We start from the raw sequence: 23,468 nt of genomic DNA on the forward strand, positions 1-23,468 counted from the left end.
TTACCGGTACAATAAGTAAAAAATCAGCGAAACCAGCAATCCCACAACAATTAATACCAGAAAACCGGCCAGCAAAGGCTTTCGCGACGGCTTGCTGCACAACGACAGGGCATAAAACATCTTCATCAGGTTGTTACCATTGGTCGCATTGATCACTGCCAGGGCAATGGTGGCATGAAGAATACCGGCCTTTTGCTGAAGCAGATAAAGCAAAAACGGATCGACATCAAAAACGCCGATAAAAAATGCCAGGCCGGTAACGCCGCTTCTCCCGTACAAATCCATCGCAGCCTGTGTAATCAGACCGAAAGCCACGAACAAAACCCCAAATATGGTGGCCATACGCAGCTCCAACGGGTTTTTACTTACAAGTTGGTTATCTGCTTCTGCCGATTTTTCCGGTAATTCATTCGCCCGGAACAAAGCCAATTTCGATAGGCCGTAAGCCAAACCAAACATCAGCAAAAATGGGATCGTCAGCATCATTCCAACCGACCGGCTGAATAAAAAAACCAATACCAACACGCGCAGGTACATCATTCCGTTGGCCAGCAAAATTGCCGACACCGAATGCAAGCCAGTGCCTTCTTCCTTTTCGCGACGCGCCAAAATAACAGTGGTTGCCGTGCTGCTGTAAATACCACCCAGCACTCCGGTAAGCAATATGCCCGAATCCGGGAAAATGAACTTTTTGACCAGATAGCTTACATACGAAACACCAGAAACCACCACAATAGCCAGCCACAGCTGGTAGGGAGATACCGGAATGAAATCGGCAATATTTTCGGAAGGCAACAGTGGTAAAATAATGCCGGCAAAAGCAATGAACTTGGCCAGGGTGATAAATTCTTCCTCGGAAGCTTTTTGCGAGATCGATCTTAATTTAGGTTTCAGTTCGGTAAGTATAAGGATTGCTACTACAAACGAAAGCACCAACCAAATCGGCTGAGTGAATACCAAAACGGACAGGCAATAGGTTAATAATGCCAGCACCGAAGTAGTAACCCCAAAATCCCGTTGTAATCTGATTTTTTGAAAATACTGGATCCCCAAAAGTAGTCCAACCACAAAAAAGCCTGTTAAAAAAGGGATGAAACCGTTGGGATCGGAAATGTACAGCACATACCCCAGCAAGCCAATAAAGGTGAAGGTACGGTCGGTACCAAAAAGCCGGCTGTCATCATCCTCCAGGTGATGGCGGCGCTGCCCCAACCCAATGAGCAGCGAAAAAACGAGCACCAGGAAAAAGTTGATGATTTCCTCAGGAATATAATTCTGAATGTCCATCCGCAAAGGTTTTCATACAAAGATAAGATTTAGTTAATCCCAAAGCAACTCCCGGATGGGCCAACTCCCCTGAAGGTAACTTGTTAGCCTGGCTTATTACAAAACCAATAATTTTTCCCCGATTAAACTTTAAGAAACATTCGGGCTTTAGCTTTGCCTCGCCATGTTTCTAAAAGAAAAAAATTCAGATCGAGCCATATTCGAGCAACTAAAATCGGGGGATCCACAAGCCCTGACAATGCTGTTCAATAAGTATTACCAGCAACTTTGCCGATTCGCATTTTGCTTTATTCCTGAAAACGAAGTTATTGAAGAGCTTACAGCCAATGTATTCATCAATCTGTGGGAAAACCGTAAACGCCTTCAGATCCATACCGGCATACGGGCATACTTGTACCAAGCCGTAAAAAATCAAGCAATTTCGCATCTGAGGAAAAAGAAGCCGCTTACACATCCGTTGGAAGATGGATTTGATTTCTCGGATAAAAAAGACCGCACCCCCGAAGCAATTTACATCGAAAATGAGCTGAATATCGAATTCGTTCAAGCTTTCCAAAAGTTACCACCTCGGGCAAAACTGGCCTTTAAACTACACCGATTCGATGGGTTAACATATAATGAGGTGGCCGACATCATGAAAATATCAGTTGCCGCCGTTGAAAAAAATATCACTTCAGCCCTAAAAATTCTGCATCGCGAGTTGGCTGAGATTACACAAACACGCTGACAACTAACGATTAACAATATTCACCGGCATAATAATTCGACATCCCGCAGGATACAATTGGCATGACCAAAGGGCTTACCAGTTTTTAAAATAACTGATTCCTCCGTTTTTTAATCATTTTCTAATCCTATCGTAACCGGATCTTATTCGGGTACATTCGTTCCACTGCGTCTAAAGGGGAAACAACTTGAAATGCCCAAGAAAGAAAAGATACGAATAATCCTGCGTCAGCTAAACGGTGAGGCCACCCCTGAGGAAAAAGATTTTTTCAGTCAATGGTTACTGGCTAAACCTGAAAATTTCGACTTATTCATCGAAATCAAAAAACTCTGGGAAACCCCGATGTCCAGAGACCTGAAATTTGATGACACCAAAGCTCTGATGCGAATCAACCAGGCAACCACCAGAAAACGACAAATAAACTGGCATCATTATGCAACACGCATTGCAGCCATAGTCATCATTTTAGTGACAATTGGCTCCATTGCCTTTCACCGGTTTGTAAAAGTTCAACCTGAAAACGTCATAACCGAAAACATCAAGCTGATTACCAAAACTTCGAGCCCAGGCGAGCAATTGCGTATCACGCTGCCCGATGCTTCGGTGGCGCACCTAAATGCAGGCAGTACCATTTGTTACCCCGAAAAATTTACCGGACACAGCCGCGATATCAACCTCATCGGCGAAGCCTTTTTCGAGGTAACCAAAGATTCGCTGCGCCCGTTTATCGTTAGCTCAGCCAACATCACCACCACCGTACTGGGCACATCCTTCAACATAAAAGCATTTAACGATCAAAATATCACCGTTACTGTTGCAACCGGCAAAGTGAAGGTAGAAAATATGCAGGAAGACATGATTGGTGAAATTATGCTTCTCCCCAATGAACAAGCCAGCTACAATAAAAACGAGAACAGGTTTACCAGACAAGAAGTGGATGCCCGCCATTACCTGGCATGGACCGAAGGTATCATCCGCTTTAATAACGATGATTTGCAGGAAGTGGCAAACATGCTCGAACGCTGGTACCAAGTTTCTATTCGGCTCGAAGTTCCCAGGGACGAAAAGATTCACATAAAAGGAAGTTATAAGGACAAAAAACTCTATACCATCCTCGACGGACTGAGTTATATGTACAACCTAAGTTATGCCTGGCAAAACGAAAACACGATATTGATCAAAAAAGAAACAGATATGCCCCCAAAAAATGCCTATGAGTGAAAAGAAAAGAAATTGAGAATAAACCAAACACCTAAAAGAAAAAGCCCGCATAAGCTTCCACACCAATGCGGGCAAAACAAAAGTTGTTTTTTTAATCCAATAAGTATTACAAAATTATGAAAGTTAAACTTTTAAAACAATTCATGTTTGCCTCAAAACAGATGTTTTACATCTTTTTGTTGCAGTTAATCACACTGCAGCTTGTCAATGCCCATCAAACTAAAAGTCAGAGCATTGACCAGGTAAAAATTTCCATTGGGCTGGAAGAGGCCGGGCTGGAGGAAATATTTTCGACCATCGAAGCCCAAACCGATTTTGTGTTTGTCTTCGATGCGCACATCCTCGATGCCGGTCAAAAAAGTTCGCTGGACTTTAAAAACCGCCCTGTGGTTGACATCCTGAAAGAAGTAGCCAACGATTACAACCTGAATTTCCGCCAAATCGACAATACTATTTTTGTGAAGGAAGGTGAATCAGCACTCCAAATAAAGGAGACCGTCGGAATCCAACAACCCACTAGACAGATTACGGGAAAGGTAACCGATGAAGAAGGTGGCGCCTTACCCGGTGTTTCGGTCATCATCAGGGGAAGTACCCGTGGTACAATAACCGATATTGACGGGACATTTAGTTTGGAAGTACCCAACAATGAACAAACACTGGTCTTTTCGTTTATTGGGATGAAGCAGCAGGAAGTAAACATTGCAGGACTTCACCGGATCGACGTTATCCTGCAAGAAGAAAACCTGGCAATCAACGAAGTGGTAGTTACAGCACTTGGATTAACCCGTGCAGAAAAATCGCTTGGTTATTCAGTTTCAAAACTCAACAATGAAGATATCAGCCAAACAACTTCGACAAACTGGTTAAACGGCCTATCGGGGAAAGTTGCCGGTTTGGTATTCGATCAGGCAGGCACTGGTCCCGGCGGATCGATGCGTGTGACCCTGCGCGGCGACCAATCGCTGAACTACGACAATAACGAAGCACTGTTTGTTGTTGACGGCGTACCCATCAACAGCGGTACTACGGCCACTGCTACCGGAACCAACTACGCCAATGCCGACTCTCCGGTGGACTACGGCAACGGCGCTTCAGACATTAACCCGGAGGATATCGAATCGGTATCGGTACTGAAAGGCCCCGCGGCTACTGCTCTTTACGGTTCGCGTGCAGCCAACGGCGCCATCATCATCACCACAAAATCCGGACGCACCGACAAAGGCCTGGGGGTATCTGTCCACTCAACCGTTTCACTGGAGCAAGCCGGCTATTGGCCGGATTTCCAAACAGAATACGGCGCCGGAAACGGGTACAGCAAACCTTACTCTTTCTGGACACTCACTGCCGACCAAACTCCGGATGGTGTGGCAGTCTCAAGAAACTACAGCCGCTATGCTTTCGGCGAGAAGTTCAACCCCAATGAGAAACGTTACCTTTATGCTTCTAAAAACTGGGAAACCAACGAATATACCCCTCTTCCCTGGCAATATGCCGACAATTGGTACACCGGCATTTTTCGCACTGGTGTCACTTGGGACAATACCGTAACAATTAGTGGAAATTCAGGAAAAGGAACCAGCGTTCGTCTTTCAGTTACCGATAGCCGGAACGACTGGATTCTGCCCAACACCGGATTTACCAAACAAAACATTGCCCTTACCCTCAGTCAGGAAGTGAACCCGAATATCAAAATTCAGTCGAAGGTGAACTATTACCGCAAAGACAGCGACAACATGCCAATGAGCGGTTACGACGAATCTTCGGTGATGTACCAGTTGGTTTGGGGGCAAAACGTAAACGACATCAATAAAGCATGGAAAGCCGAGTACGAAAACGGACGTTTCAACCGGGAAAACTATGATGCAGCAGGAACAAACGGACAAAGCCTGGTCTTCCCGAGCAACAATACCTACAACCCATACCGCACCTTGTACGAGGAGCTGAACAAACAAGACAAAGACCGTGTTTTCGGAAACATCGGAGTGAAATTCACTCTTGCAAAGGGATTGACTTTTGATGTCCGCTCCGGTCTGGATTTGAATGTCGAATTCAGAACACAGCAAAAGCCAAAACTTGCCAGCGACAACATTTATGGTTTTTACCGAGAACAAACCATCCGCCAATACGAAATCAACAACGACTTTTTGCTCCAGTACGAACAAAAAGCATTGGATAAACGATTGGGCATGACTTTCGCTTTTGGGGGAAACAACATGAACTACAAATCAGGCGTAAACACCATTTCGCTGGAACGGCTGGATGTTGACAATTTTTACTCTGTAAGTAACCCGGCCAGCGGTTTCCTGCCTACCATCAAAGCAACCCGTAAAGTGAAGGAAGTAAACAGCTTGTATGGTTTTGCCCAATTCAGTTGGAACGACACTTATTTTCTGGACATTACCGGACGGAACGACTGGTCGAGTACTCTTTCTTCGCAAAACAACTCTTACTTCTACCCATCGGTAAGCGCAAGTATTTTGCTGAATAAAATGATGGGGCTTTCTGCGTCAAGCAGGGCCATTAATTTACTGAAGCTGAGGGCATCGTGGGCAAATGTGGGTAATGATACAAGCCCATACGCTTTGGACCAATACTATTCAACCACATATTATTCAGGAAGTTACAAATTGCAGACAACACTACCCGACCCCAATATAAAACCTGAAAACGTGGAAAGTACCGAATTGGGATTGGAAGGACGTTTCTTCAACAACCGTATCAACCTGGATTTAACGGCTTACAATACCTCAACCACCGACCAGATCGTAAATTCAACCACCGACCGGATGTCGGGGGCGTCGGCCATGAAAATCAACGTTGGCGAAATTCGGAACCGAGGAATCGAAGTTGCAGCCGGATTTGTTCCTTTCCGTAATAGAAACGGCTTCAACTGGTCGTTCAACGTGAACTGGTCGCGTAACTGGAATAAGCTGGTTTCGCTAAGCAACGACTGGGATCCTTCCCAACCGCTTCAAACCAATGTGGGAACAACCATCGGCGGGCGCACTTATATTTATTCGTATGTGGGCGAATCCATGCATGTGATTTACGGGAAAGATTATCAGCGTGCCCCCAAAGGATCAACCTACATCGATGATAATGGAAAAACTCAGGATGCCTCGGGAATGGCCCTGGTTGATCCTGCCACAGGTTACCCCATTTTGGACTCATCTCCAGAAACCCGCATCGGGAATGTCAATCCGGATTGGCGTGCGGGGATGACCCAAACCTTCGCCTACAAAAATCTCAGCCTGAACCTGACTTTCTCGGCTCAATGGGGTGGCAACACCTTCTCGGTTACCAACTTCGCCCTGAGCTACCAGGGTAAACTGAAAAACTCGCTGGAAGGACGTTACGACGGGCTGGTACATCCGGGGGTGAATGCCATTGACGACGGAAGCGGCAACATCACCTACCAGGCCAACGAAACAATTACCAAAGATATTATCACTTATTACAACAAATATGTTTGGGTTCGCGACAACACCCGCAACAACACCTTCGATACTTCATTCCTGAAACTGAAAGAGGTTAGGTTAAACTACAGCCTTCCGGCTGATCTGTGTAAAAAAACAGGTTTTCTGCAGGGAGCCAGCCTGAGTGTTTTTGCGACCAATGTTTTCACCTGGACCGATTTTCCACAGTTTGACCCGGAAACCGGCGCACTGAATGGATCGTCTATCTACCGGGGTATTGAGACGATGTCGATGCCATTGACCAGAACATACGGAATAAGTACCAAACTAACATTTTAAACAAGCTGACAATTGAAAAAATAAAAATATGAAAACGACAAAATTCATAACAACAATACTATCGGTGGCAATGCTATTTCAGGCTTGTACTGCCGACTTCGAGGAAATCAATACCAATCCCAACCAGTTGACCGTTGGCCAGATTCAGGCCATTGGCATGTTTGAACCTTTGTTGTACGATGGCGCCAATCAGTGGCTCGAACGCACCTGGTTCTGGAACAATGAGCTGATGCAATTTACCGTATTCTCGGGCGGAACAACCCGCGAAGAACACCGTTACTTTATCAGCGACGGGAACTTCAGTAACTGGTGGAACTTCAATGCCGACTATGCCAACAATGCCATGCACATGTACGAACTGGCAGAACAGGAAAACAATGCAGCCCTGAAAGCCATCGCTCTGACTTGGAAAGTTCTGTACCTCTCTAATCAAACCGATATTTTTGGAGACATCCCCTATTCCGAAGCTTTTCAGGCAAGAAGCACCGGTAATGTAAAACCGAAGTTCGACAGCCAAAAGGAAGTATACGAGCAAATGTTTACCGAACTGGAACAGGCCAATACGCTGTATGCCGAAGCAAAAAATCTGACGGAACCCGGTCGGGATAAAATGTACGAAGGGGATATATTAAAATGGCGCAAATTCAACAACTCGTTGTACCTGCGCCTGTTGATGCGTGTGAGTGGAAGAAGCGAAATGAATTCAGCGTCAAAAATCCAGACAATCGCAAACAACCCCGACCAATACCCGGTTTTTACTTCGAATGCGGATAACGCCACGGTAAAATTCACAGGCGAATCCCCCTATGTGAATTACTTTGGATCAACCACGGAAAGCAACTTTACAACTGCGGGACGTCACCTGGCGGAACAAACCATTAATATGATGGTATTGACCAACACCAGCAATGAAACCCTGGTTGATCCACGATTGCCGATTATCGGAAAAACCAACAATTCGTCAAACAGCTGGAAAGGAGCTGTCTCGGGGGGAACAATCGAAGAAACAAGCAGTTCCAACTCAGGAGCTTCGCTGCTGAATTTTGAAGTTTTTTGCCGCGACAATGCTACCTATACGTTTATGGATTATGCTGAAGTCCGTTTTATCCTGGCCGAAGCTGCGCTGAAAGGCATGATCAGCGGAGGAACTGCCACTTCAAAAATGCATTACGAAGCCGGAATCACCGCCAGCATGCAGAAGTGGTCGGAACTGGGCACATTCAGTGTAACACCAACAACAATCAGCGAAGCACAAATTACTGCCTTTTTACAATTCCAGGGAGTTCAATTTGACGCCAATTCAAGTGTCTCAAATTTAACAGAACTGATCGCCAACCAAAAGCATGTCGCTTTGTTTTGGATTGGATTCGAAGCCTGGCACGAATATCGCCGGACCGGTTACCCCGAACTGACCATTGGCGCCGGAACCCTGAACGACCACATTCTGCCAACTCGTTTTGCTTACCCGAGTGTTACCATGGCCACCAACAGCGAACATGCCAATGCAGCACTCGCCAACATGGGTGGCCCCAACGATATGAAAACACCGCTATGGTGGAGTAAACAAGCAATTAATCAAAACTAAGCTTCAATAATCACTAGATAATGAAAACAACACATATTACATTTCAATTCAGCCTCAGGCTGATAACTGCATGCATCCTGTTTATCAGCATGTTTACTGCTTGTCAGGAAGACGAAAACAACGAAGATGCGACCTATTTCAGCATAGAAAGCAACCCAACAAGCTTGAAGGTGGAAGCATCAGCCAAAAAACAAAGTTATACTGTTCGATCCAACCGCCCCTGGCAACTGGTTGAACAAGAAGAGGCAGACTGGATCCGGGCCCTGCCTGCCGAAGGAAAAGAGGACGGAATTTTCACCTTGGAAGTTGATGCAAACCATAGCTTCGAAACCCGCTCGGTGAACTTTGCCATTCTGGTTGACGGGCTGCAACAATCCGTCTTCCCGGTTGAGCAAGCAGCAAGTGTGCCCTATGTCGCCATTCAGGATGCAGACAAAGGCCTCACGGTACTTGCCGATGGTGGACAAATTACCGTAAACATCAGTGCTAATACCGAGTGGGAGTACGTTCTGGAACAAGTTGATTGGCTGAGCATAATGTCGGTCACCAACTCACAAATTATTCTCTCTGCCGAGGTCAATCAAAACGCCGCCCGCACAACTATACTCACAATAACTGCCATCAACTTCCCTGAAGTCAGCCAAAGCATCACCCTGACTCAGGCACCGGGTTCTGTTTTGTTGGATGAAAATTTCAGCTGGCTGTCCTATGGTAGCGCAATTTTCTACACAACTACTGGCGAAACCCGTTATGACAACTGGACTTCAGCAGAACAAAACCAAGGTTGGACCAGTACCGTGAATACCACCGAAGGCAGTGGCAACACTCCTTTAGTTTATGCCCGTCAAGGATTTGCAAAATTGGGCAAAACCGGTTATGGCGGGGACCTGATAACACCGGATTTGAATTTTGACGGAACACAAACACTAAAAGTGACCTTCAAAGCTGTGCCTTACATGACGGCAGCCGGAACACAAGACGACAACATCCTGAACATCTCCCTGATCGGGCCGGGAATCTTGAGCCAGGATGCATTTACCATTGACAACTGGCCCGACTATGCTACCGACCCGGAATGCACTGCCATATGGGCCGACCCGGTTACCGAACGCACATTCACCATTTTCGGAGCCACTTCCAACACCCAAATTAAGTTTTTGGGCGGCGATTATTACCTGAAAGGTGTTGGCAAAGGTAAGAACCGGATTTTCCTGGATGATATCAAAATTGAAATTATAGAATAAGATTCACTTGTACGATGAAACAATCTCGACGAAAATTTATCCAGACAGGTGGAATAGGTTTTTCTGCATTAATCGGATTACCAGCCATAGGGATCCTGTTCAACAGTTGTAGCAAAGATAGTCCGGGAACAGAAATAGAGCCAGATGACATGACCACTACGTTGCCCGATAAGGAAGGCATGACTGTCAAAGGGATTGTATCCTGCAAAGGTATTGGCGTTTCCGGCGTGGTTGTTTCTGATGGATTTGAAGTGACGGTCACCGATCAGGAAGGGGGATACTATCTCCCTTCTCTAAAACAAACCGGCTATGTGTTTATCTCGGTTCCGGGCAACTACGAAGTGCCCAGCGTTGGCAACGCCCCACAATTTTTCCAACGGTTGAGCCAGTCGAGTGCTGTCGAACAAAAAGACTTCTCGCTCATTGAAACGGATAACAACAACCACGTGGTAATTCCGATAGCCGACTGGCACCTGGCCAACCGGAATAATGATCTGGAGCAGTTCCTTGCCAACGTTTTACCGGATCTGAATGCCACCATCGACACCTATTTGGCAAAGGGCATTAAAGTGTATGCGCTAACCCTGGGTGACCTGACCTGGGATTTGTATTGGTACGATAACAACTTCGGTCTGAAAGAATACATCTCCTACATGAACAAGCTGAACTGTCCGGTTTTCAACTTAATCGGGAATCACGACAACGACCCATATTTCGCCAACGACTGGCAGGCCGCAAGCAAATACCGCAACTTCATCGGACCAACTTACTATTCCTTCAACTTGGGAAGAATACACTATGTCGTTCTGGACAGCGTTGAATACCTAAACACGGGTGCTTCGCAAGGAAACATTGGAGAACGTAACTATAAGGATGTGGTTGTAGCAGATCAGCTGGAATGGTTGAAAAAGGATTTGGCAACGATTACGGATAAGAGCACGCCTATTGTTGTTGCCATGCATACGCCCTTGTACAGCAATCCCTCGATTGACGTAAACGGAAACCAAACCAACAAACTTGCCTTGAACAACGGCAGTACATTAATTGATTGCCTGAAAGAATTTTCCAATGTTCATGTGCTTAGCGGACATACGCACATGAATTATTCTGTGGACGAAGAAGAAGGACTGATGGAACATAACACGGCAGCCATTTGCGCTACCTGGTGGTGGACCGGCAAAAACGGTTACGCAGGCAACCACATTTGCCGCGACGGAAGTCCTGGTGGGTATGGTGTTTGGGAGATAAACGGCTCCCAACAGCAGTGGTATTACAAAAGTATTGGCTACGACAAAAGTTACCAATTTCGCTCGTACGATTTAAACACCGTTCACATTACAGCAGCCAATTTTGCCCCAAACGCCAGTAACGCGACATTGGCTCAATATGCCGGGCCTTACGCCTATGAGAACCTGAACAATGAAGTTTTGATTAATGTTTGGGGATTCGATAATAAGTGGAAAATTGAAGTTCGCGAAAGCGGTAATCTTCTCGATGTTATCCGTGTGAAAACCCTCGACCCGTTGCACATCATTTCGTATGAAGCACTGCGATTGAACGCCGGGGCCACGCCAACCAGCTCTTTTGTGACAAACGAAACAGCCCACTTGTTTAAAGTAAAGGCTTCGGCCCCCGATTCACCCCTGGAAATAAAGGTTACCGACCGATTTGGTCGAATTTATACAGAAACGATGGAACGGCCAAAAGCCTTTTCTTTGGCCATGCATTAAGCCTAAGAAATCTGTAACCGAAAAGTAACAGGATGATGCATTTAACGCTCAACTGAGTTCGTATGTTAGAAACAACAAAAACAATAAACCATGTTTAAATATTTATTAATAACAGCACTACTGATCATCCAAACCCAGCTTTGGGCCCGCGAGATCAGCGGACAGGTCCAATCAGGAAACAAAAAATTATCCGGCGTGATTGTGACCGATGGAACCCATTTTACCCAAACCGACACAGATGGCACATTTCATCTCGACGTTTCCGAAACAGCCGACTTTGTGTACATTTTCGCGCCATCAGGCTATACAGCGCCTTTTAAAAGCGGAACGCCTCAGTTCTACAGGTCTTTGAAAGATTCCGGATCAAATTTCAATTTTAACCTCGAAAAACTTACGTTTAACGCTGACAATTATGCACTGTTGGCAATTGCCGACCCCCAAACCAAAACGTTGGAGCAGTTTGCACGTTTCGAACGCCAATCTGTACCCGATCTGAGGGCCAGTATTGCCGCCTATCAGGCCAGGCAAACAAACACAGTTGGCATTGCCTTGGGCGACATTGCCTGGGACGAGCTGGAACTGTTTGTTAATTTCAAGCAAGCCATGGCTGGTTTGAATATCCCGTTTTACCCGGTAATCGGCAACCACGACCACGATTTAAATGCGACTGATGATTATGCGGGCGCTGAAGTCTACCGCCGGCAGTTTGGCCCAACCTATTATGGTTTCAACCTGGGTAATCATTATTACCTCGTATTAGACAACATCGTTTACAAAGGCAATAAAAGCTACGACGAGGACCTGACCAATGAACAGTTGGAATGGGTTAAAAATTACATGCAATATGTGCCAAAAGGTTCGAAACTGATTATTGCCATGCATGCTCCGTTCAAAAACATACAAAAGAACAAGATGATCCCGCACGGACAAAAGCTGTTGGACATTTGCAAAGACTACCAACTGAGTTTCATTTCCGGGCATACCCACCTGAACTCAAATACTGAAGTGGCACCAGAAGTGATGGAGCACAACATCGGAGCTATCTGTGGTACCTGGTGGACAGCCGAAACCTGCCGGGACGGCACTCCCAATGGATATCAGGTTTTTGAAGGGACAACAGAACAACTGAGTTGGTACTACAAGTCGGTTGGTAAAGACCGTAACTACCAACTCGTGCTTTTCGACAAAGGTAACCTAACGAATTACCCAAACGCTGTAATTGCCAAGATATGGAACTGGGACCACAAATGGAAAGTAGAATGGTTTGAAGATGGAAAGGCTAAAGGAGAGATGAAACAGGTTACAGCCTACGATCCGGAATATTTACGTTACCTCCAGCAACGAAGCAGGAAGAGCAAAAAAGAAGTTCCAGCTTATAAACAAAGTACCAAGTCTTTCTTCTATTTCGCAGCTTATCCATCATTAAAGGCAAAAAAAGTAAAAGTGATAGCTACTGACCGCTTCGGAAACAGCTATGAACAGGAGCTAGAACTCCGTTCAATTGAGGTACAGGCCCATCGTGGCGGAACCGGATTAATGCCGGAAAACACCACCGAGGCCATGCTCAACGCTATAGAAATGGGAGTCAACACCCTCGAACTCGACCTTCGTATTACCGAAGACAACCAGGTAATTGTGGCGCATGACGCATACTTTAACTCAGCTTATACAAAAAAACCCGATGGTACACCGTTAACCGAAACAGAAGCGAAAGAATTAGTCTTCTACCGGATGAATTACGCTGATATTGCACAATACAATACTGGTTCGAGTTACTACGCCAAGTACCCGGAACAACAAAAATTGAAAACCTACATTCCCCTGCTTTCAGCCTTGATTGATTCGGTAGAAAACTATGCTTCAAACAACAATCTCGGACCGGTTCAGTATAATATTGAAATCAAATCGGATGAAAACCTCGAACTTCAGAAGCTAATCCCGGAATATAAATCATTTACCGACAAAGCCATGGAAGTGCTGCAACGCAAAAAACTGGGCGACCGCTTGCTGGTACAAAGTTTCGACACACGAACATTGAATTACCTGTACGATCAATATCCCGAAGTACGTCTGTCCTATTTGGTAGATAATGTAGAAACACTGGAGCAAAATCTGGCCAAACTGAATTTCATCCCAGAAGTGTACAGTCCTCATTTCACCTTAGTAAGCTCATCTCTGATGAAAACTTGCCTGGATTTAGGAATAAAAGTGGTTCCATGGACGATAGATGAAGAGCCCGATATCCAAAGAATCATCGACTTGCAGGTTGATGGCATCATCAGCAACTATCCGAACCGGGTATTAAGCATCACGCGAGGGTATTAAACAAAGATTCAAACCTACAGACATCGTCGATTACCAATTTGTTTATTTAGCTACGAACCGGGAATTTCGGGATCTTTACCTTCAAGACTTTGAAATCCCGGTTTTGCTTTCCAATAAGAACTGAACTTATCGTAAAAACCTGAATACCTGAACTTTATCCAGCGAACACCACGCTCCCCCTGCAAACTCCTCCAATCATCCAACGATTAAAATAGCTTATTACTGCCGTCACGAGGTATCTCTTCCCACTGAAAGGCAGATGAATCTTCCAGAAAGAATTGCCGAAAGTGGTCCATCATTTCCTGCCTGAGCTGATTGATATCGAACGGGAAAACCAGGGAATCAGGAGAAAAGAAGAAGAGGCTGTCAGGGGCAGGCGCATCAATCGGATCGAAAAAAAAATGGCCGTAAAACTACAGCCATTCTTCAGGATATCTTATTCGGTTACTTCACCAGCTTTTTATACTTGATGCGATGTGGACCTTCATCACCCAGACGTTTCTTCTTGTTTTCCTCGTATTCAGAGTAACTTCCTTCAAAGAAATATACGCGTGATTCGCCCTCAAAGGCAAGAATGTGAGTCGCAATCCGGTCGAGGAACCAACGGTCGTGCGAGATAACCACGGCGCAACCAGCAAAATCTTCCAGGCCTTCTTCCAGCGCACGCAAGGTGTTCACATCAATGTCGTTGGTCGGTTCGTCGAGCAGCAGCACGTTGCCTTCTTCTTTCAGCGCCATGGCCAGGTGCAGGCGATTTCGTTCCCCACCCGATAGGATGCCGCATTTCTTCTCCTGATCGGAACCGGTAAAATTGAAGCGCGACACATAGGCCCGGGCATTTATCTGGCGTCCTCCCATAGCGATCAGGTCGTTGCCTCCGGAAACAACCTGGTAAACCGTTTTAGTGGGATCGATAGCCGCGTGCGACTGATCGACGTAAGCCAACTTGACGGTTTCGCCAACCTCAAACGTTCCGGTATCGGGTTGAAGTTGCTTCATAATTAACTTGAACAAAGTGGTTTTACCGGCGCCGTTTGGCCCGATTACCCCCACAATACCGTTGGGTGGCAACACAAATTCCAGGTCTTCAAACAGGAGGCGATCTCCAAAACCTTTGGCAACGCCATGTGCTTCAATCACTTTTTCACCCAAGCGAGGACCATTGGGAATGAAGATTTCCAGCTTTTCTTCCTTTTGCTTGACATCTTCGTTCATCAGCTGATCGTACGCATTCAAACGAGCTTTAGCTTTGGCATGGCGGGCCTTGGGAGCCATGCGAATCCATTCCAGCTCACGTTCCAGAGTTTTCCGGCGTTTCGAAACCTGCTTTTCTTCCATCGCCAATCGCTTCGATTTCTGTTCCAGCCACGAGGAATAGTTTCCTTTCCAGGGAATGCCTTCTCCCCTATCCAGTTCCAAAATCCAACCGGCCACATTATCAAGAAAATAGCGGTCGTGTGTAATGCAGATTACCGTTCCTTTGTATTGTTGCAAGTGCATTTCGAGCCATTGCACCGACTCGGCATCCAAGTGGTTGGTCGGCTCATCGAGTAAAAGCACATCCGGTTCTTTCAACAACAAACGGCACATGGCCACGCGACGCTGTTCTCCGCCTGATAGCTCGCTAACCAACTGCTCGCCCGGAGGACAGCGTAGTGCATCCATTGCCCGTTCCAGTTTAGTATCCAGATTCCAGGCATCGTATTGGTCAATTTTCTCCTGAAGCCTGGCCTGCTCGTTCATCAAGGCATCCATTTTGTCAGGATCCTCCAACACGTCCGGATCGGCAAACTTCAAGTTTACTTCTTCATAAGCTTTCAATACATCAACCACTTCTTGTACGCCTTCTTCAACAATTTCCTTAACCGTTTTGGTTGGATCAAGATGTGGTTCCTGTTCCAGATATCCCACGGTATAGCCAGGTGAAAAAACCACTTCTCCCTGGTACGATTTCTCCAAACCGGCTATTATCTTCAGCAGAGTTGATTTACCGGAACCGTTCAACCCGATAATGCCGATTTTGGCACCAAGGAAGAATGAAAGTGAGATGTCTTTTAAAACTTGCTTCTGAGGAGGGTATGTTTTACTAACCCGGTACATCGAGAAAATAATCTTCTTATCGTCGCTCATAAATGATAAATTAATTGCTTTAAAACCAAAAGTTGTAAACGAACTATCGAAACGGAAATTTCGGTTAGCAAAAGTAACTGATTTTTGAAATGAATATGGCTACATTTAGTAGCAAATAAAAACTAAAAGAAACAGCCTTGAAAATTCTAGTTGTCGATGATAACCCAATCAACCAGAAGTTTGTTCAATACTCGCTTCGAAATGCCCATGTGATTGACACTGCGAATGACGGGGAAGAGGCAGTCATGAAAGTTTCTGAAAACAAGTATGATTTAATTATCATGGATTTGTGGATGCCCATTATGGATGGCGCAGAAGCTACTTTGCGAATCCGCCAGCTTGAAGTTGAGCGCGGACAAATGACGCCAATCATGGTATTTACCACCAGCAACATGGAAAACGACCGAACCCGTTGCCTGCAATACGGCGCGAACGACTACCTGGTAAAACCGGTACGGGCAGCCACATTGCAGGAAAAAGTGGCCTGCTATGCCAAATGAGTGTGTTCCTGTTTTTTCCTTTCCAATCATAACAATGAAAAAAAGCTGACCTTTAGGCCAGCTTTTTTCTTATAAAGAGTGAATCTGCTTATTCAGCTTTGGGTTCATCAGCCTCGGGCGTTTCAGCCTTTGGTGCTTCAACAACTTCTTCTTTTGCTACAGGAGCAGTAGTAGCAGTTGTTTCCTTTTTAGCACCAGCACGACGTGAACGACGTGACTTAGTTTTTGTTTCTTTAGCCACCAACATATTTTCGTTGAAGTCAACTAGCTCGATGATGCACATTTCGGCATCGTCGCCTAAGCGGTTACCCGTTTTCAGGATGCGGGTATAGCCTCCCGGACGATCCGCAACTTTCTCAGCCACATCGCGAAACAACTCTGCTACAGCAGTTTTGCTCTTCAGGTAGCTAAAAACAGTACGACGTGAATGTGTGGTATCATCTTTTGCTTTTGTAATAAGCGGTTCAACATACATCTTCAGTGCTTTGGCTTTGGCCGTTGTTGTGCTGATCCGTTTGTGAAGGATCAACGAATTGGCCATATTGGACAACATCGCCTTACGATGAGCACTTTTTCTTCCCAGATGGTTGATTTTTTTATTGTGTCTCATTTGTGCTTATTCCTTGTCTAATTTATACTTACTAATATCCATTCCGAAAGTCAAATTCATCGCGTTGAGCAGGTCATCCAATTCGGTCAACGACTTTTTACCGAAGTTGCGGAATTTAAGCAAATCATTGCGGTTATAGGTAACCAATTCGCCCAAGGTTTCCACATCAGCAGCTTTCAGGCAGTTCAATGCGCGTACCGACAGATCCATGTCCACCAGTTTTGTTTTCAGAAGCTGGCGCATGTGCAGCACTTCTTCGTCAAACTCTTCATTGGCAAATTTCTCGTCCGAATCCAAGGTAATTTTTTCGTCAGAGAACAGCATGAAATGGTAAATCAGGATCTTGGCAGCTTCTTTTAACGCATCTTTTGGATGAATCGAACCATCGGTTTTGATTTCAACGACCAATTTCTCATAGTCTGTTTTTTGCTCCACACGATAGTTCTCAACTGCATACTTCACATTTCTGATAGGCGTGAAGATTGAATCGATCGGAATAATTCCAAACTCAGCATCTACCGGCTTATTTTCAGCGCTGGGGACATAGCCACGTCCTTTGTTAATGGTTATTTCCATTTGCAATTTAACGTCAGCTTCCATGCGGCAAATAACCAGCTCAGGATTCAATACCCGGAAACCAGTCATGAACTTGTTGATGTCGCCAGCCGTAAATTTTTCCTGTCCGGTAATCGTGATAGAAACTTTTTCGCTGTCAAAATCTTCAACTTCGCGTTTGAAACGGATTTGTTTCAGGTTCAGGATGATTTCGGTAACGTCTTCCATCACGCCCTTAACGGTTGCAAATTCGTGATCTACGCCTTCAATTTTAACAGTTGTGATTGCATAGCCCTCCAAAGATGATAACAGGATTCGACGCAGGGCATTACCAATAGTAATACCATAACCAGGCTCCAACGGACGAAATTCGAACTTGCCGAACTTGTCATCGGATTCTACCATTATTACTTTGTCAGGTTTTTGGAACGCTAATATTGCCATAATAATACTGAGTAATTTATTATTTAGAATACAACTCTACGATCAGTTGTTCTTTAATGTTTTCAGGAATTTCTTCCCGTTCAGGGCGATTCAGGAATTTTCCGGTCATCTGAGCGCCATCCCATTCCAACCAAGCGTATTTGTTGTGGCGATGTGAAGTTAACGCACCGGCAACAACTTCCAGTGATTTGGATTTTTCGCGAACGCCAACCTGGTCGCCCGGGCGGAGTTGATACGAAGGAATATTCACAATTTCGCCGTTCACCATGATGTGTTTGTGTGTAACCAACTGACGGGCACCAGCTCTTGAGCGAGCCAGACCAAGACGGAACACTACGTTATCCAACCTTGATTCAAGCAATTGCAGTAACACTTCACCGGTAATACCTTTCGATGCTGATGCTTTGTGGAACAGATTTGCAAACTGTCTTTCCAGCACACCGTAAGTATATTTTGCTTTTTGTTTTTCCTTTAACTGCAGCCCGTATTCTGATTTTTTACGTCTGCGACTTGCCAACCCGTGAAAACCGGGAGGGTAATTTTTCTTTTCCAGTACTTTGTCCGGTCCGAAAATTGGTTCACCAAATTTTCGCGCGATTTTTGATTTTGGTCCTCTATATCTAGCCATTATTCTACCAAATTAAAAGATTAAACACGTCTTCTTTTTGCTGGGCGGCAACCGTTGTGTGGCAGCGGGGTCACATCAACAATCTCGTTTACCTGAATGCCCACGCTGTTAATAGCTCGAATAGCAGATTCGCGTCCGTTTCCGGGGCCTTTAACAAAGACTTTTACTTTTCTTAGTCCCAAGTCATATGCAGTTTTTGCACATTCTTCGGAAGCTACCTGGGCTGCATAAGGCGTATTTTTCTTTGATCCTCTAAATCCCTTTTTACCAGCAGATGACCAGGAAATTACTTCCCCGTTGTTGTTGGTCAATGAGATAATGATATTATTGAATGAGGAATGAATATGCGCCTGGCCGGTAGCTTCAACGATAACAACTCTTTTCTTAGTCGATCCAGTTTTTTTTGCCATAACTTACCAATCAATTATTTAGTGGCTTTTTTCTTATTCGCTACAGTTTTCTTCTTTCCTTTACGTGTACGGGCATTGTTTTTTGTACTTTGCCCACGAACAGGAAGGCCAATACGGTGACGGATACCCCGGTAGCAACCGATGTCCATCAAACGCTTAATGTTCAACTGGTTTTCAGATCGAAGTTCACCTTCAACTTTAAAATTATCGCCGATTACTTTACGAATAGCAGCAAATTGGTCATCATTCCAATCTTGCACTTTCGTATTTACGTCAACGCCAGCTGTTTCGAGGATGTATTTCGCACGGTTCCGGCCAATACCGTAAACATAAGTCAGTGCTACTTCTCCTCTTTTATTATTAGGAATGTCAACTCCAACAATACGAGCCATAAAAAAAAATTTTACAAAGTTAATTAATTATCCTTGACGCTGTTTGAACTTTGGATTCTTTTTATTGATCACGTACAAACGGCCTTTTCTGCGTACTATTTTGCAGTCGGCGCTGCGTTTCTTAATGGATACTCTTACTTTCATTATTTCGTACTTTAATTTTTATATCTAAAAGTAATCCGTCCTTTGGTCAGGTCGTAGGGAGACATTTCCACTTTAACCTTATCGCCGGGCAAGATTTTGATATAATGCATACGCATTTTACCAGAGATGTGTGCCGTAATCACATGCCCGTTTTCAAGTTCTACCCTGAACATCGCATTTGATAGGGCTTCGATGATTGCTCCGTCTTGTTCGATAGAAGGCTGTTTTGCCATATGTTCTTTCTTTTCTATTTATACTGCCGGCATGGTTTCCCACACCGGCATGTGTTATCTCAAATAAAGAGCATTAAAGATCAAAAATTAGTACATGGCAGCACCACCTCCGGTACGTCCTTTAATCCGACCCGATTTCATCAGACCATCATAATGGCGCATTAGCAAATGGCTCTCAATTTGCTGCAGAGTGTCTAGTACTACACCAACCAAAATCAACAGGGAAGTACCGCCAAAAAAGTAGGCGAACTGGGTGTTGATTCCGGCCATCATCGCAAATGCCGGTAATATGGTCACAATGCCCAGAAAAATTGATCCTGGAAGCGTGATCCTTGACATGACTGTATCGAGAAATTCGACAGTTTTCTTTCCAGGTTTTACTCCGGGAATAAACCCACCGTTCTTCTTCATGTCTTCGGCCATTTGAACCGGATTTACAGTAATGGCGGTGTAAAAATACGTAAACAAAACGACCAATACAAACTGAGAGAAATTATACCAAAATCCGGTATGGTTGGACATTGCAGCAGCAAAACCACTCATACTTTCGGAACTGGTAAATCCTGCAAGACTAATTGGAACAAACATGATAGCCTGGGCAAAAATGATAGGCATTACCCCGGCGGCATTAACTTTCAACGGTATATACTGACGCACGCCCCCGTATTGTTTGTTGCCCACAATCCGTTTTGCATATTGAACGGGGATCCGGCGAGTACCTTGTACCAGCAGGATGCTCCCCATGAAAACGAGAAACAGGAAAACAAACTCAAGCAGGAACATGACCATGCCTCCCCCTTGCTGCTCCAGCCGGGAAATAAATTCCGCGAAGACAGAGAAAGGCAGACGGGCAATAATACCGATCATGATAATCAACGAAATACCATTACCTATTCCTTTATCGGTGATGCGCTCTCCCAACCACATTACAAACATCGACCCGGCAGTTAAAATAATTGTTGATGTTACTTTGAACATCCAGCCGCTAACTGCAAAGGCTTCTGCTGGTAACTGAAAGGTTAAATTGGCGAGGTACGCAGGTGCCTGGAACAATAAAATCAACACGGTCAGATAACGGGTTATCTGGTTGATTTTCCTTCTTCCTGATTCTCCTTCTTTTTGCAACCGCTGAAAATACGGGACGGCTATTCCCATAAGCTGGATTACAATAGAAGCAGAAATGTAAGGCATAATCCCTAAAGCGAAAATGGATGCGTTTGAAAAAGCACCTCCCGAGAACATGTCAAGCAACCCCAGCAACCCCTCTGAAGTTTGTTCTTTCAACTGTCCCAATTGTGCGGGATCAATCCCCGGTAAGGCGACATACGATCCTAATCGATAAATCAAAAGAAAAAATAAGGTAATCCCCAAACGGGCTCTTAAATCCTCAATTTTATAGATATTCTTTAGGGTTTCGATAAATTTTTTCATTAGGTTAGAGTATTTCAGTGGTTCCTTCTAATTTTTCGATGGCTTCTTTGGCGCTTTTGGAAAAAGCATGTGCTTTAACATCCAGTTTAAGTGTTAAGGCACCGTCCCCCAAAATTTTCACCCGGTCGTTTTTCGAAGCCAGACCGGCCTCAACCAAAGCTTTCACATCGACTGCTGAAAGCTTTTTGCTTTCGGCAAGTGTTTGAATAGTGCTCAGGTTGATGGCTTTATATTCTACCCTGTTTATGTTTTTGAACCCGAATTTAGGTACAACGCGCTGCAAAGGCATTTGACCACCTTCGAAACCGCGGGTACGGCTGTAGCCCGATCTTGATTGAGCGCCCTTGTGCCCACGGGTTGAAGTGCCGCCACGTCCAGAGCCCTGACCACGACCGATTCGCTTTACCCGTTTTACGGATCCTGCTGCAGGTTTAAGATTATTTAATTCCATAATGTGAATCTTAACAGTTTTAAATTTCTTCAACTTTCACCAAATGTTTCACTTTGCTGACCATCCCCAAAATTTGAGAAGTGGCTTCGTGTTCAACAGTATGGTTCATCTTTTTAATTCCCAGAGCTTCTACTGTTGCTTTCTGGCGCTTATCGGAACCGATTACGCTTTTTACCAATGTAACTTTAATTTTAGCCATAGTTCCTATCCTTTAAAAACTTTTTCCATTGAAACTCCTCTATGCTGGGCAACAGTATAGGCATCTCTCATTTCGAGCAACGCATTCATAGTAGCCTTCACCAGGTTGTGCGGGTTCGACGATCCTTTTGATTTTGCCAGGATGTCGTGTACCCCAACGCTTTCAAGCACGGCGCGCATCGCACCCCCTGCTTTTACCCCTGTACCGTGCGATGCAGGTTTCAGGAATACGTTGGCTCCGCCAAATTTTGCAGTTTGCTCGTGAGGAATTGTACCTTTATTGATCGGGATTTTTACCAGATTCTTTTTAGCGGCATCCACGCCTTTGGCGATGGCGGCAGTAACTTCGCTTGCTTTGCCAAGTCCCCAGCCTACAACGCCGTCTTCGTTACCAACAACCACGATTGCAGAAAAGCTGAATGTTCTACCCCCTTTGGTTACTTTGGTGACACGGTTAATAGCAACTAACCTGTCCTTCAGTTCAATGTCTGTCGTTTTGACTTTCTTGATATTTCCTGCCATAATCATTAAAATTTAAGGCCACCTTCACGGGCAGCATCAGCTAATTGTTTTACTCTACCGTGATACAAATAACCATTGCGGTCGAAGACTACGTTGGCAATACCGGCAGCGAGAGCTTTTTGGGCTAATGCTTTACCGACCAGGCCAGCTTTTTCAGTTTTGTTGCCTTCAGCGGCGCTGATTTCTTTATCTAATGAAGAGACGGCCAACAACGTTTTGCCTTCCAGGTCGTTTACCAGTTGGGCATAAATTTGTTTGTTGCTTCTGAAGACATTCAAGCGTGGTCTTTCAGCGGTTCCGGAAACGATTTTCCGGATTCTCTTTTTAATTCTATATCTTCTTTCTTGTTTCGTTAAAGCCATGGTTTCAAAATTTTACTATTTAGCACCTGCAGATTTACCGGCTTTGCGACGTAACACTTCACCTGCGAACTTCACACCTTTACCTTTGTAAGGCTCCGGAGCGCGGAATGAACGTATTTTTGCCGCAACCTGACCAATAAGTTGTTTATCGCAACTTTTAAGAGTAATGGTTGGGTTACTACGTTTATCGGTTAAGGCTTCAACTTTCACTTCTTGCGGAAGTTCCAGAAATGTGTGGTGAGAATAACCTAAAACGAGGTCCAGCAATTGTCCCTGGTTTTCGGCCCGGTAACCAACGCCGACAAGTTCCAGTTTCACTTCGTAACCTTGCGATACCCCAACAACCATGTTGTGGATCAGCGAACGGTAAAGTCCGTGCAGGGCACGGTGTCTTTTCTGCTCGGTTGGCCGCTTAACAAGAACCTGACTGCCTTCAACAGCCACTTCAATCTCGGGATCTACCTGTTGCGAAAGTTCGCCGAGTTTCCCTTTTACTGTAACCAGGTTTTCTGGGCTTACATTAATAGTAACTCCGGCCGGAATTTCGATGGGTAATTTACCTATCCTTGACATTGTTTTTC

The 23,468-nt window shown here is 45.0% G+C and carries 23 protein-coding genes; 8 read left to right on the forward strand and 15 right to left on the reverse strand.

Features of this window, described 5'->3' with window-relative positions; all coding sequences use genetic code 11:
• Positions 1-1,287 carry an MgtC/SapB family protein gene (locus N2K84_RS08805; protein WP_282591428.1) on the reverse strand — a complete coding sequence of 429 codons (1,287 nt, stop codon included), beginning with the start codon at positions 1,285-1,287 and terminating at the stop codon, positions 1-3.
• 163 nt (positions 1,288-1,450) lie between these two features.
• Here N2K84_RS08805 and N2K84_RS08810 point away from each other — a divergent pair, with 163 nt between their 5' ends.
• The 7 genes from N2K84_RS08810 to N2K84_RS08840 all read left to right on the forward strand — a co-directional run bounded on the left by N2K84_RS08810 (position 1,451) and on the right by N2K84_RS08840 (position 13,877).
• Complete coding sequence (locus N2K84_RS08810; RefSeq protein ID WP_282591429.1) at positions 1,451-2,014, forward strand: RNA polymerase sigma factor; 564 nt, start codon at positions 1,451-1,453, stop codon at positions 2,012-2,014.
• Between the two features lie 192 nt (positions 2,015-2,206).
• Positions 2,207-3,235, forward strand: a complete 1,029-nt coding sequence (locus N2K84_RS08815) for a FecR family protein (protein WP_282591430.1) — start codon at positions 2,207-2,209, stop codon at positions 3,233-3,235.
• Between the two features lie 116 nt (positions 3,236-3,351).
• Complete coding sequence (locus tag N2K84_RS08820; protein WP_282591431.1) at positions 3,352-6,993, forward strand: SusC/RagA family TonB-linked outer membrane protein; 3,642 nt, start codon at positions 3,352-3,354, stop codon at positions 6,991-6,993.
• 28 nt (positions 6,994-7,021) lie between these two features.
• A complete protein-coding gene (locus N2K84_RS08825) occupies positions 7,022-8,578 on the forward strand; it encodes a SusD/RagB family nutrient-binding outer membrane lipoprotein (RefSeq protein WP_282591432.1) in 1,557 nt (518 codons plus the stop codon).
• Positions 8,579-8,598: 20 nt separating this feature from the next.
• On the forward strand, positions 8,599-9,822 hold the full coding sequence (locus N2K84_RS08830) for a BACON domain-containing protein (protein ID WP_282591433.1): 1,224 nt from the start codon (positions 8,599-8,601) through the stop codon (positions 9,820-9,822).
• Between the two features lie 14 nt (positions 9,823-9,836).
• Positions 9,837-11,552 carry a calcineurin-like phosphoesterase C-terminal domain-containing protein gene (locus N2K84_RS08835; RefSeq protein WP_282591434.1) on the forward strand — a complete coding sequence of 572 codons (1,716 nt, stop codon included), beginning with the start codon at positions 9,837-9,839 and terminating at the stop codon, positions 11,550-11,552.
• A 90-nt stretch (positions 11,553-11,642) separates the two neighbouring features.
• Positions 11,643-13,877 carry a calcineurin-like phosphoesterase C-terminal domain-containing protein gene (locus N2K84_RS08840; RefSeq protein WP_282591435.1) on the forward strand — a complete coding sequence of 745 codons (2,235 nt, stop codon included), beginning with the start codon at positions 11,643-11,645 and terminating at the stop codon, positions 13,875-13,877.
• A gap of 444 nt (positions 13,878-14,321) precedes the next feature.
• On the opposite strand, the gene ettA is transcribed toward N2K84_RS08840, so the two are convergent.
• A complete protein-coding gene (ettA, locus tag N2K84_RS08845; protein ID WP_282591436.1) occupies positions 14,322-16,007 on the reverse strand; it encodes an energy-dependent translational throttle protein EttA in 1,686 nt (561 codons plus the stop codon).
• A 137-nt stretch (positions 16,008-16,144) separates the two neighbouring features.
• Here ettA and N2K84_RS08850 point away from each other — a divergent pair, with 137 nt between their 5' ends.
• Positions 16,145-16,507, forward strand: coding sequence for a response regulator (locus tag N2K84_RS08850; protein ID WP_282591437.1), 363 nt, complete (start codon positions 16,145-16,147; stop codon positions 16,505-16,507).
• An 88-nt stretch (positions 16,508-16,595) separates the two neighbouring features.
• Here N2K84_RS08850 and rplQ read toward each other — a convergent pair whose 3' ends face one another.
• The 13 genes from rplQ to rplF all read right to left on the reverse strand — a co-directional run bounded on the left by rplQ (position 16,596) and on the right by rplF (position 23,460).
• Positions 16,596-17,117 carry a 50S ribosomal protein L17 gene (rplQ, locus tag N2K84_RS08855; protein ID WP_428221985.1) on the reverse strand — a complete coding sequence of 174 codons (522 nt, stop codon included), beginning with the start codon at positions 17,115-17,117 and terminating at the stop codon, positions 16,596-16,598.
• A 6-nt stretch (positions 17,118-17,123) separates the two neighbouring features.
• Positions 17,124-18,116 (reverse strand): DNA-directed RNA polymerase subunit alpha, encoded by a 993-nt coding sequence (locus tag N2K84_RS08860; RefSeq protein ID WP_282591438.1) that lies wholly within the window; start codon positions 18,114-18,116, stop codon positions 17,124-17,126.
• 19 nt (positions 18,117-18,135) lie between these two features.
• Positions 18,136-18,744 (reverse strand): 30S ribosomal protein S4, encoded by a 609-nt coding sequence (gene rpsD / locus N2K84_RS08865; RefSeq protein WP_282591439.1) that lies wholly within the window; start codon positions 18,742-18,744, stop codon positions 18,136-18,138.
• Between the two features lie 20 nt (positions 18,745-18,764).
• Positions 18,765-19,154: a 30S ribosomal protein S11 gene (gene rpsK / locus N2K84_RS08870; protein WP_282591440.1), complete on the reverse strand. Its 390-nt coding sequence runs from the start codon at positions 19,152-19,154 to the stop codon at positions 18,765-18,767.
• A gap of 14 nt (positions 19,155-19,168) precedes the next feature.
• Complete coding sequence (gene rpsM, locus N2K84_RS08875; protein ID WP_282591441.1) at positions 19,169-19,546, reverse strand: 30S ribosomal protein S13; 378 nt, start codon at positions 19,544-19,546, stop codon at positions 19,169-19,171.
• Between the two features lie 27 nt (positions 19,547-19,573).
• Entirely contained in the window at positions 19,574-19,690 is a 117-nt protein-coding gene (ykgO, locus tag N2K84_RS08880; protein WP_081782363.1) for a type B 50S ribosomal protein L36, read from the reverse strand.
• 11 nt (positions 19,691-19,701) lie between these two features.
• Complete coding sequence (gene infA, locus N2K84_RS08885) at positions 19,702-19,923, reverse strand: translation initiation factor IF-1 (protein WP_282591442.1); 222 nt, start codon at positions 19,921-19,923, stop codon at positions 19,702-19,704.
• An 87-nt stretch (positions 19,924-20,010) separates the two neighbouring features.
• Positions 20,011-21,354: a preprotein translocase subunit SecY gene (gene secY, locus N2K84_RS08890; protein WP_282591443.1), complete on the reverse strand. Its 1,344-nt coding sequence runs from the start codon at positions 21,352-21,354 to the stop codon at positions 20,011-20,013.
• Positions 21,355-21,358: 4 nt separating this feature from the next.
• Positions 21,359-21,805, reverse strand: a complete 447-nt coding sequence (gene rplO / locus N2K84_RS08895; protein WP_282591444.1) for a 50S ribosomal protein L15 — start codon at positions 21,803-21,805, stop codon at positions 21,359-21,361.
• A gap of 19 nt (positions 21,806-21,824) precedes the next feature.
• Positions 21,825-22,004, reverse strand: a complete 180-nt coding sequence (gene rpmD, locus N2K84_RS08900) for a 50S ribosomal protein L30 (protein WP_282591445.1) — start codon at positions 22,002-22,004, stop codon at positions 21,825-21,827.
• 5 nt (positions 22,005-22,009) lie between these two features.
• A complete protein-coding gene (gene rpsE / locus N2K84_RS08905) occupies positions 22,010-22,525 on the reverse strand; it encodes a 30S ribosomal protein S5 (protein ID WP_282591446.1) in 516 nt (171 codons plus the stop codon).
• 5 nt (positions 22,526-22,530) lie between these two features.
• Positions 22,531-22,887, reverse strand: coding sequence for a 50S ribosomal protein L18 (gene rplR / locus N2K84_RS08910; RefSeq protein WP_282591447.1), 357 nt, complete (start codon positions 22,885-22,887; stop codon positions 22,531-22,533).
• A 15-nt stretch (positions 22,888-22,902) separates the two neighbouring features.
• Entirely contained in the window at positions 22,903-23,460 is a 558-nt protein-coding gene (gene rplF, locus N2K84_RS08915; RefSeq protein ID WP_282591448.1) for a 50S ribosomal protein L6, read from the reverse strand.
• Between the last annotated feature and the right edge of the window lie 8 nt (positions 23,461-23,468).

This window comes from Gaoshiqia sediminis, from assembly GCF_025907915.1.
GTDB classification, from domain to species: domain Bacteria; phylum Bacteroidota; class Bacteroidia; order Bacteroidales; family Prolixibacteraceae; genus Gaoshiqia; species Gaoshiqia sediminis.

Coding starts and splice junctions, on each gene's coding strand:
- rplQ (WP_428221985.1), bottom strand. CDS start 17,117: ATGAGACACAATAAAAAAATCAACCATCTGGGAAGAAAAAGTGCTCAT.
- rpsM (WP_282591441.1), bottom strand. CDS start 19,546: ATGGCTCGTATTGTTGGAGTTGACATTCCTAATAATAAAAGAGGAGAA.
- N2K84_RS08835 (WP_282591434.1), top strand. CDS start 9,837: ATGAAACAATCTCGACGAAAATTTATCCAGACAGGTGGAATAGGTTTT.
- ettA (WP_282591436.1), bottom strand. CDS start 16,007: ATGAGCGACGATAAGAAGATTATTTTCTCGATGTACCGGGTTAGTAAA.
- rplR (WP_282591447.1), bottom strand. CDS start 22,887: ATGGCTTTAACGAAACAAGAAAGAAGATATAGAATTAAAAAGAGAATC.
- rpsK (WP_282591440.1), bottom strand. CDS start 19,154: ATGGCAAAAAAAACTGGATCGACTAAGAAAAGAGTTGTTATCGTTGAA.
- rplO (WP_282591444.1), bottom strand. CDS start 21,805: ATGGAATTAAATAATCTTAAACCTGCAGCAGGATCCGTAAAACGGGTA.
- N2K84_RS08815 (WP_282591430.1), top strand. CDS start 2,207: ATGCCCAAGAAAGAAAAGATACGAATAATCCTGCGTCAGCTAAACGGT.
- rplF (WP_282591448.1), bottom strand. CDS start 23,460: ATGTCAAGGATAGGTAAATTACCCATCGAAATTCCGGCCGGAGTTACT.
- N2K84_RS08840 (WP_282591435.1), top strand. CDS start 11,643: ATGTTTAAATATTTATTAATAACAGCACTACTGATCATCCAAACCCAG.
- N2K84_RS08860 (WP_282591438.1), bottom strand. CDS start 18,116: ATGGCAATATTAGCGTTCCAAAAACCTGACAAAGTAATAATGGTAGAA.
- rpsD (WP_282591439.1), bottom strand. CDS start 18,744: ATGGCTAGATATAGAGGACCAAAATCAAAAATCGCGCGAAAATTTGGT.
- N2K84_RS08825 (WP_282591432.1), top strand. CDS start 7,022: ATGAAAACGACAAAATTCATAACAACAATACTATCGGTGGCAATGCTA.
- N2K84_RS08820 (WP_282591431.1), top strand. CDS start 3,352: ATGAAAGTTAAACTTTTAAAACAATTCATGTTTGCCTCAAAACAGATG.
- N2K84_RS08805 (WP_282591428.1), bottom strand. CDS start 1,287: ATGGACATTCAGAATTATATTCCTGAGGAAATCATCAACTTTTTCCTG.
- infA (WP_282591442.1), bottom strand. CDS start 19,923: ATGGCAAAACAGCCTTCTATCGAACAAGACGGAGCAATCATCGAAGCC.
- N2K84_RS08810 (WP_282591429.1), top strand. CDS start 1,451: ATGTTTCTAAAAGAAAAAAATTCAGATCGAGCCATATTCGAGCAACTA.
- ykgO (WP_081782363.1), bottom strand. CDS start 19,690: ATGAAAGTAAGAGTATCCATTAAGAAACGCAGCGCCGACTGCAAAATA.
- rpsE (WP_282591446.1), bottom strand. CDS start 22,525: ATGGCAGGAAATATCAAGAAAGTCAAAACGACAGACATTGAACTGAAG.
- secY (WP_282591443.1), bottom strand. CDS start 21,354: ATGAAAAAATTTATCGAAACCCTAAAGAATATCTATAAAATTGAGGAT.
- N2K84_RS08830 (WP_282591433.1), top strand. CDS start 8,599: ATGAAAACAACACATATTACATTTCAATTCAGCCTCAGGCTGATAACT.
- rpmD (WP_282591445.1), bottom strand. CDS start 22,004: ATGGCTAAAATTAAAGTTACATTGGTAAAAAGCGTAATCGGTTCCGAT.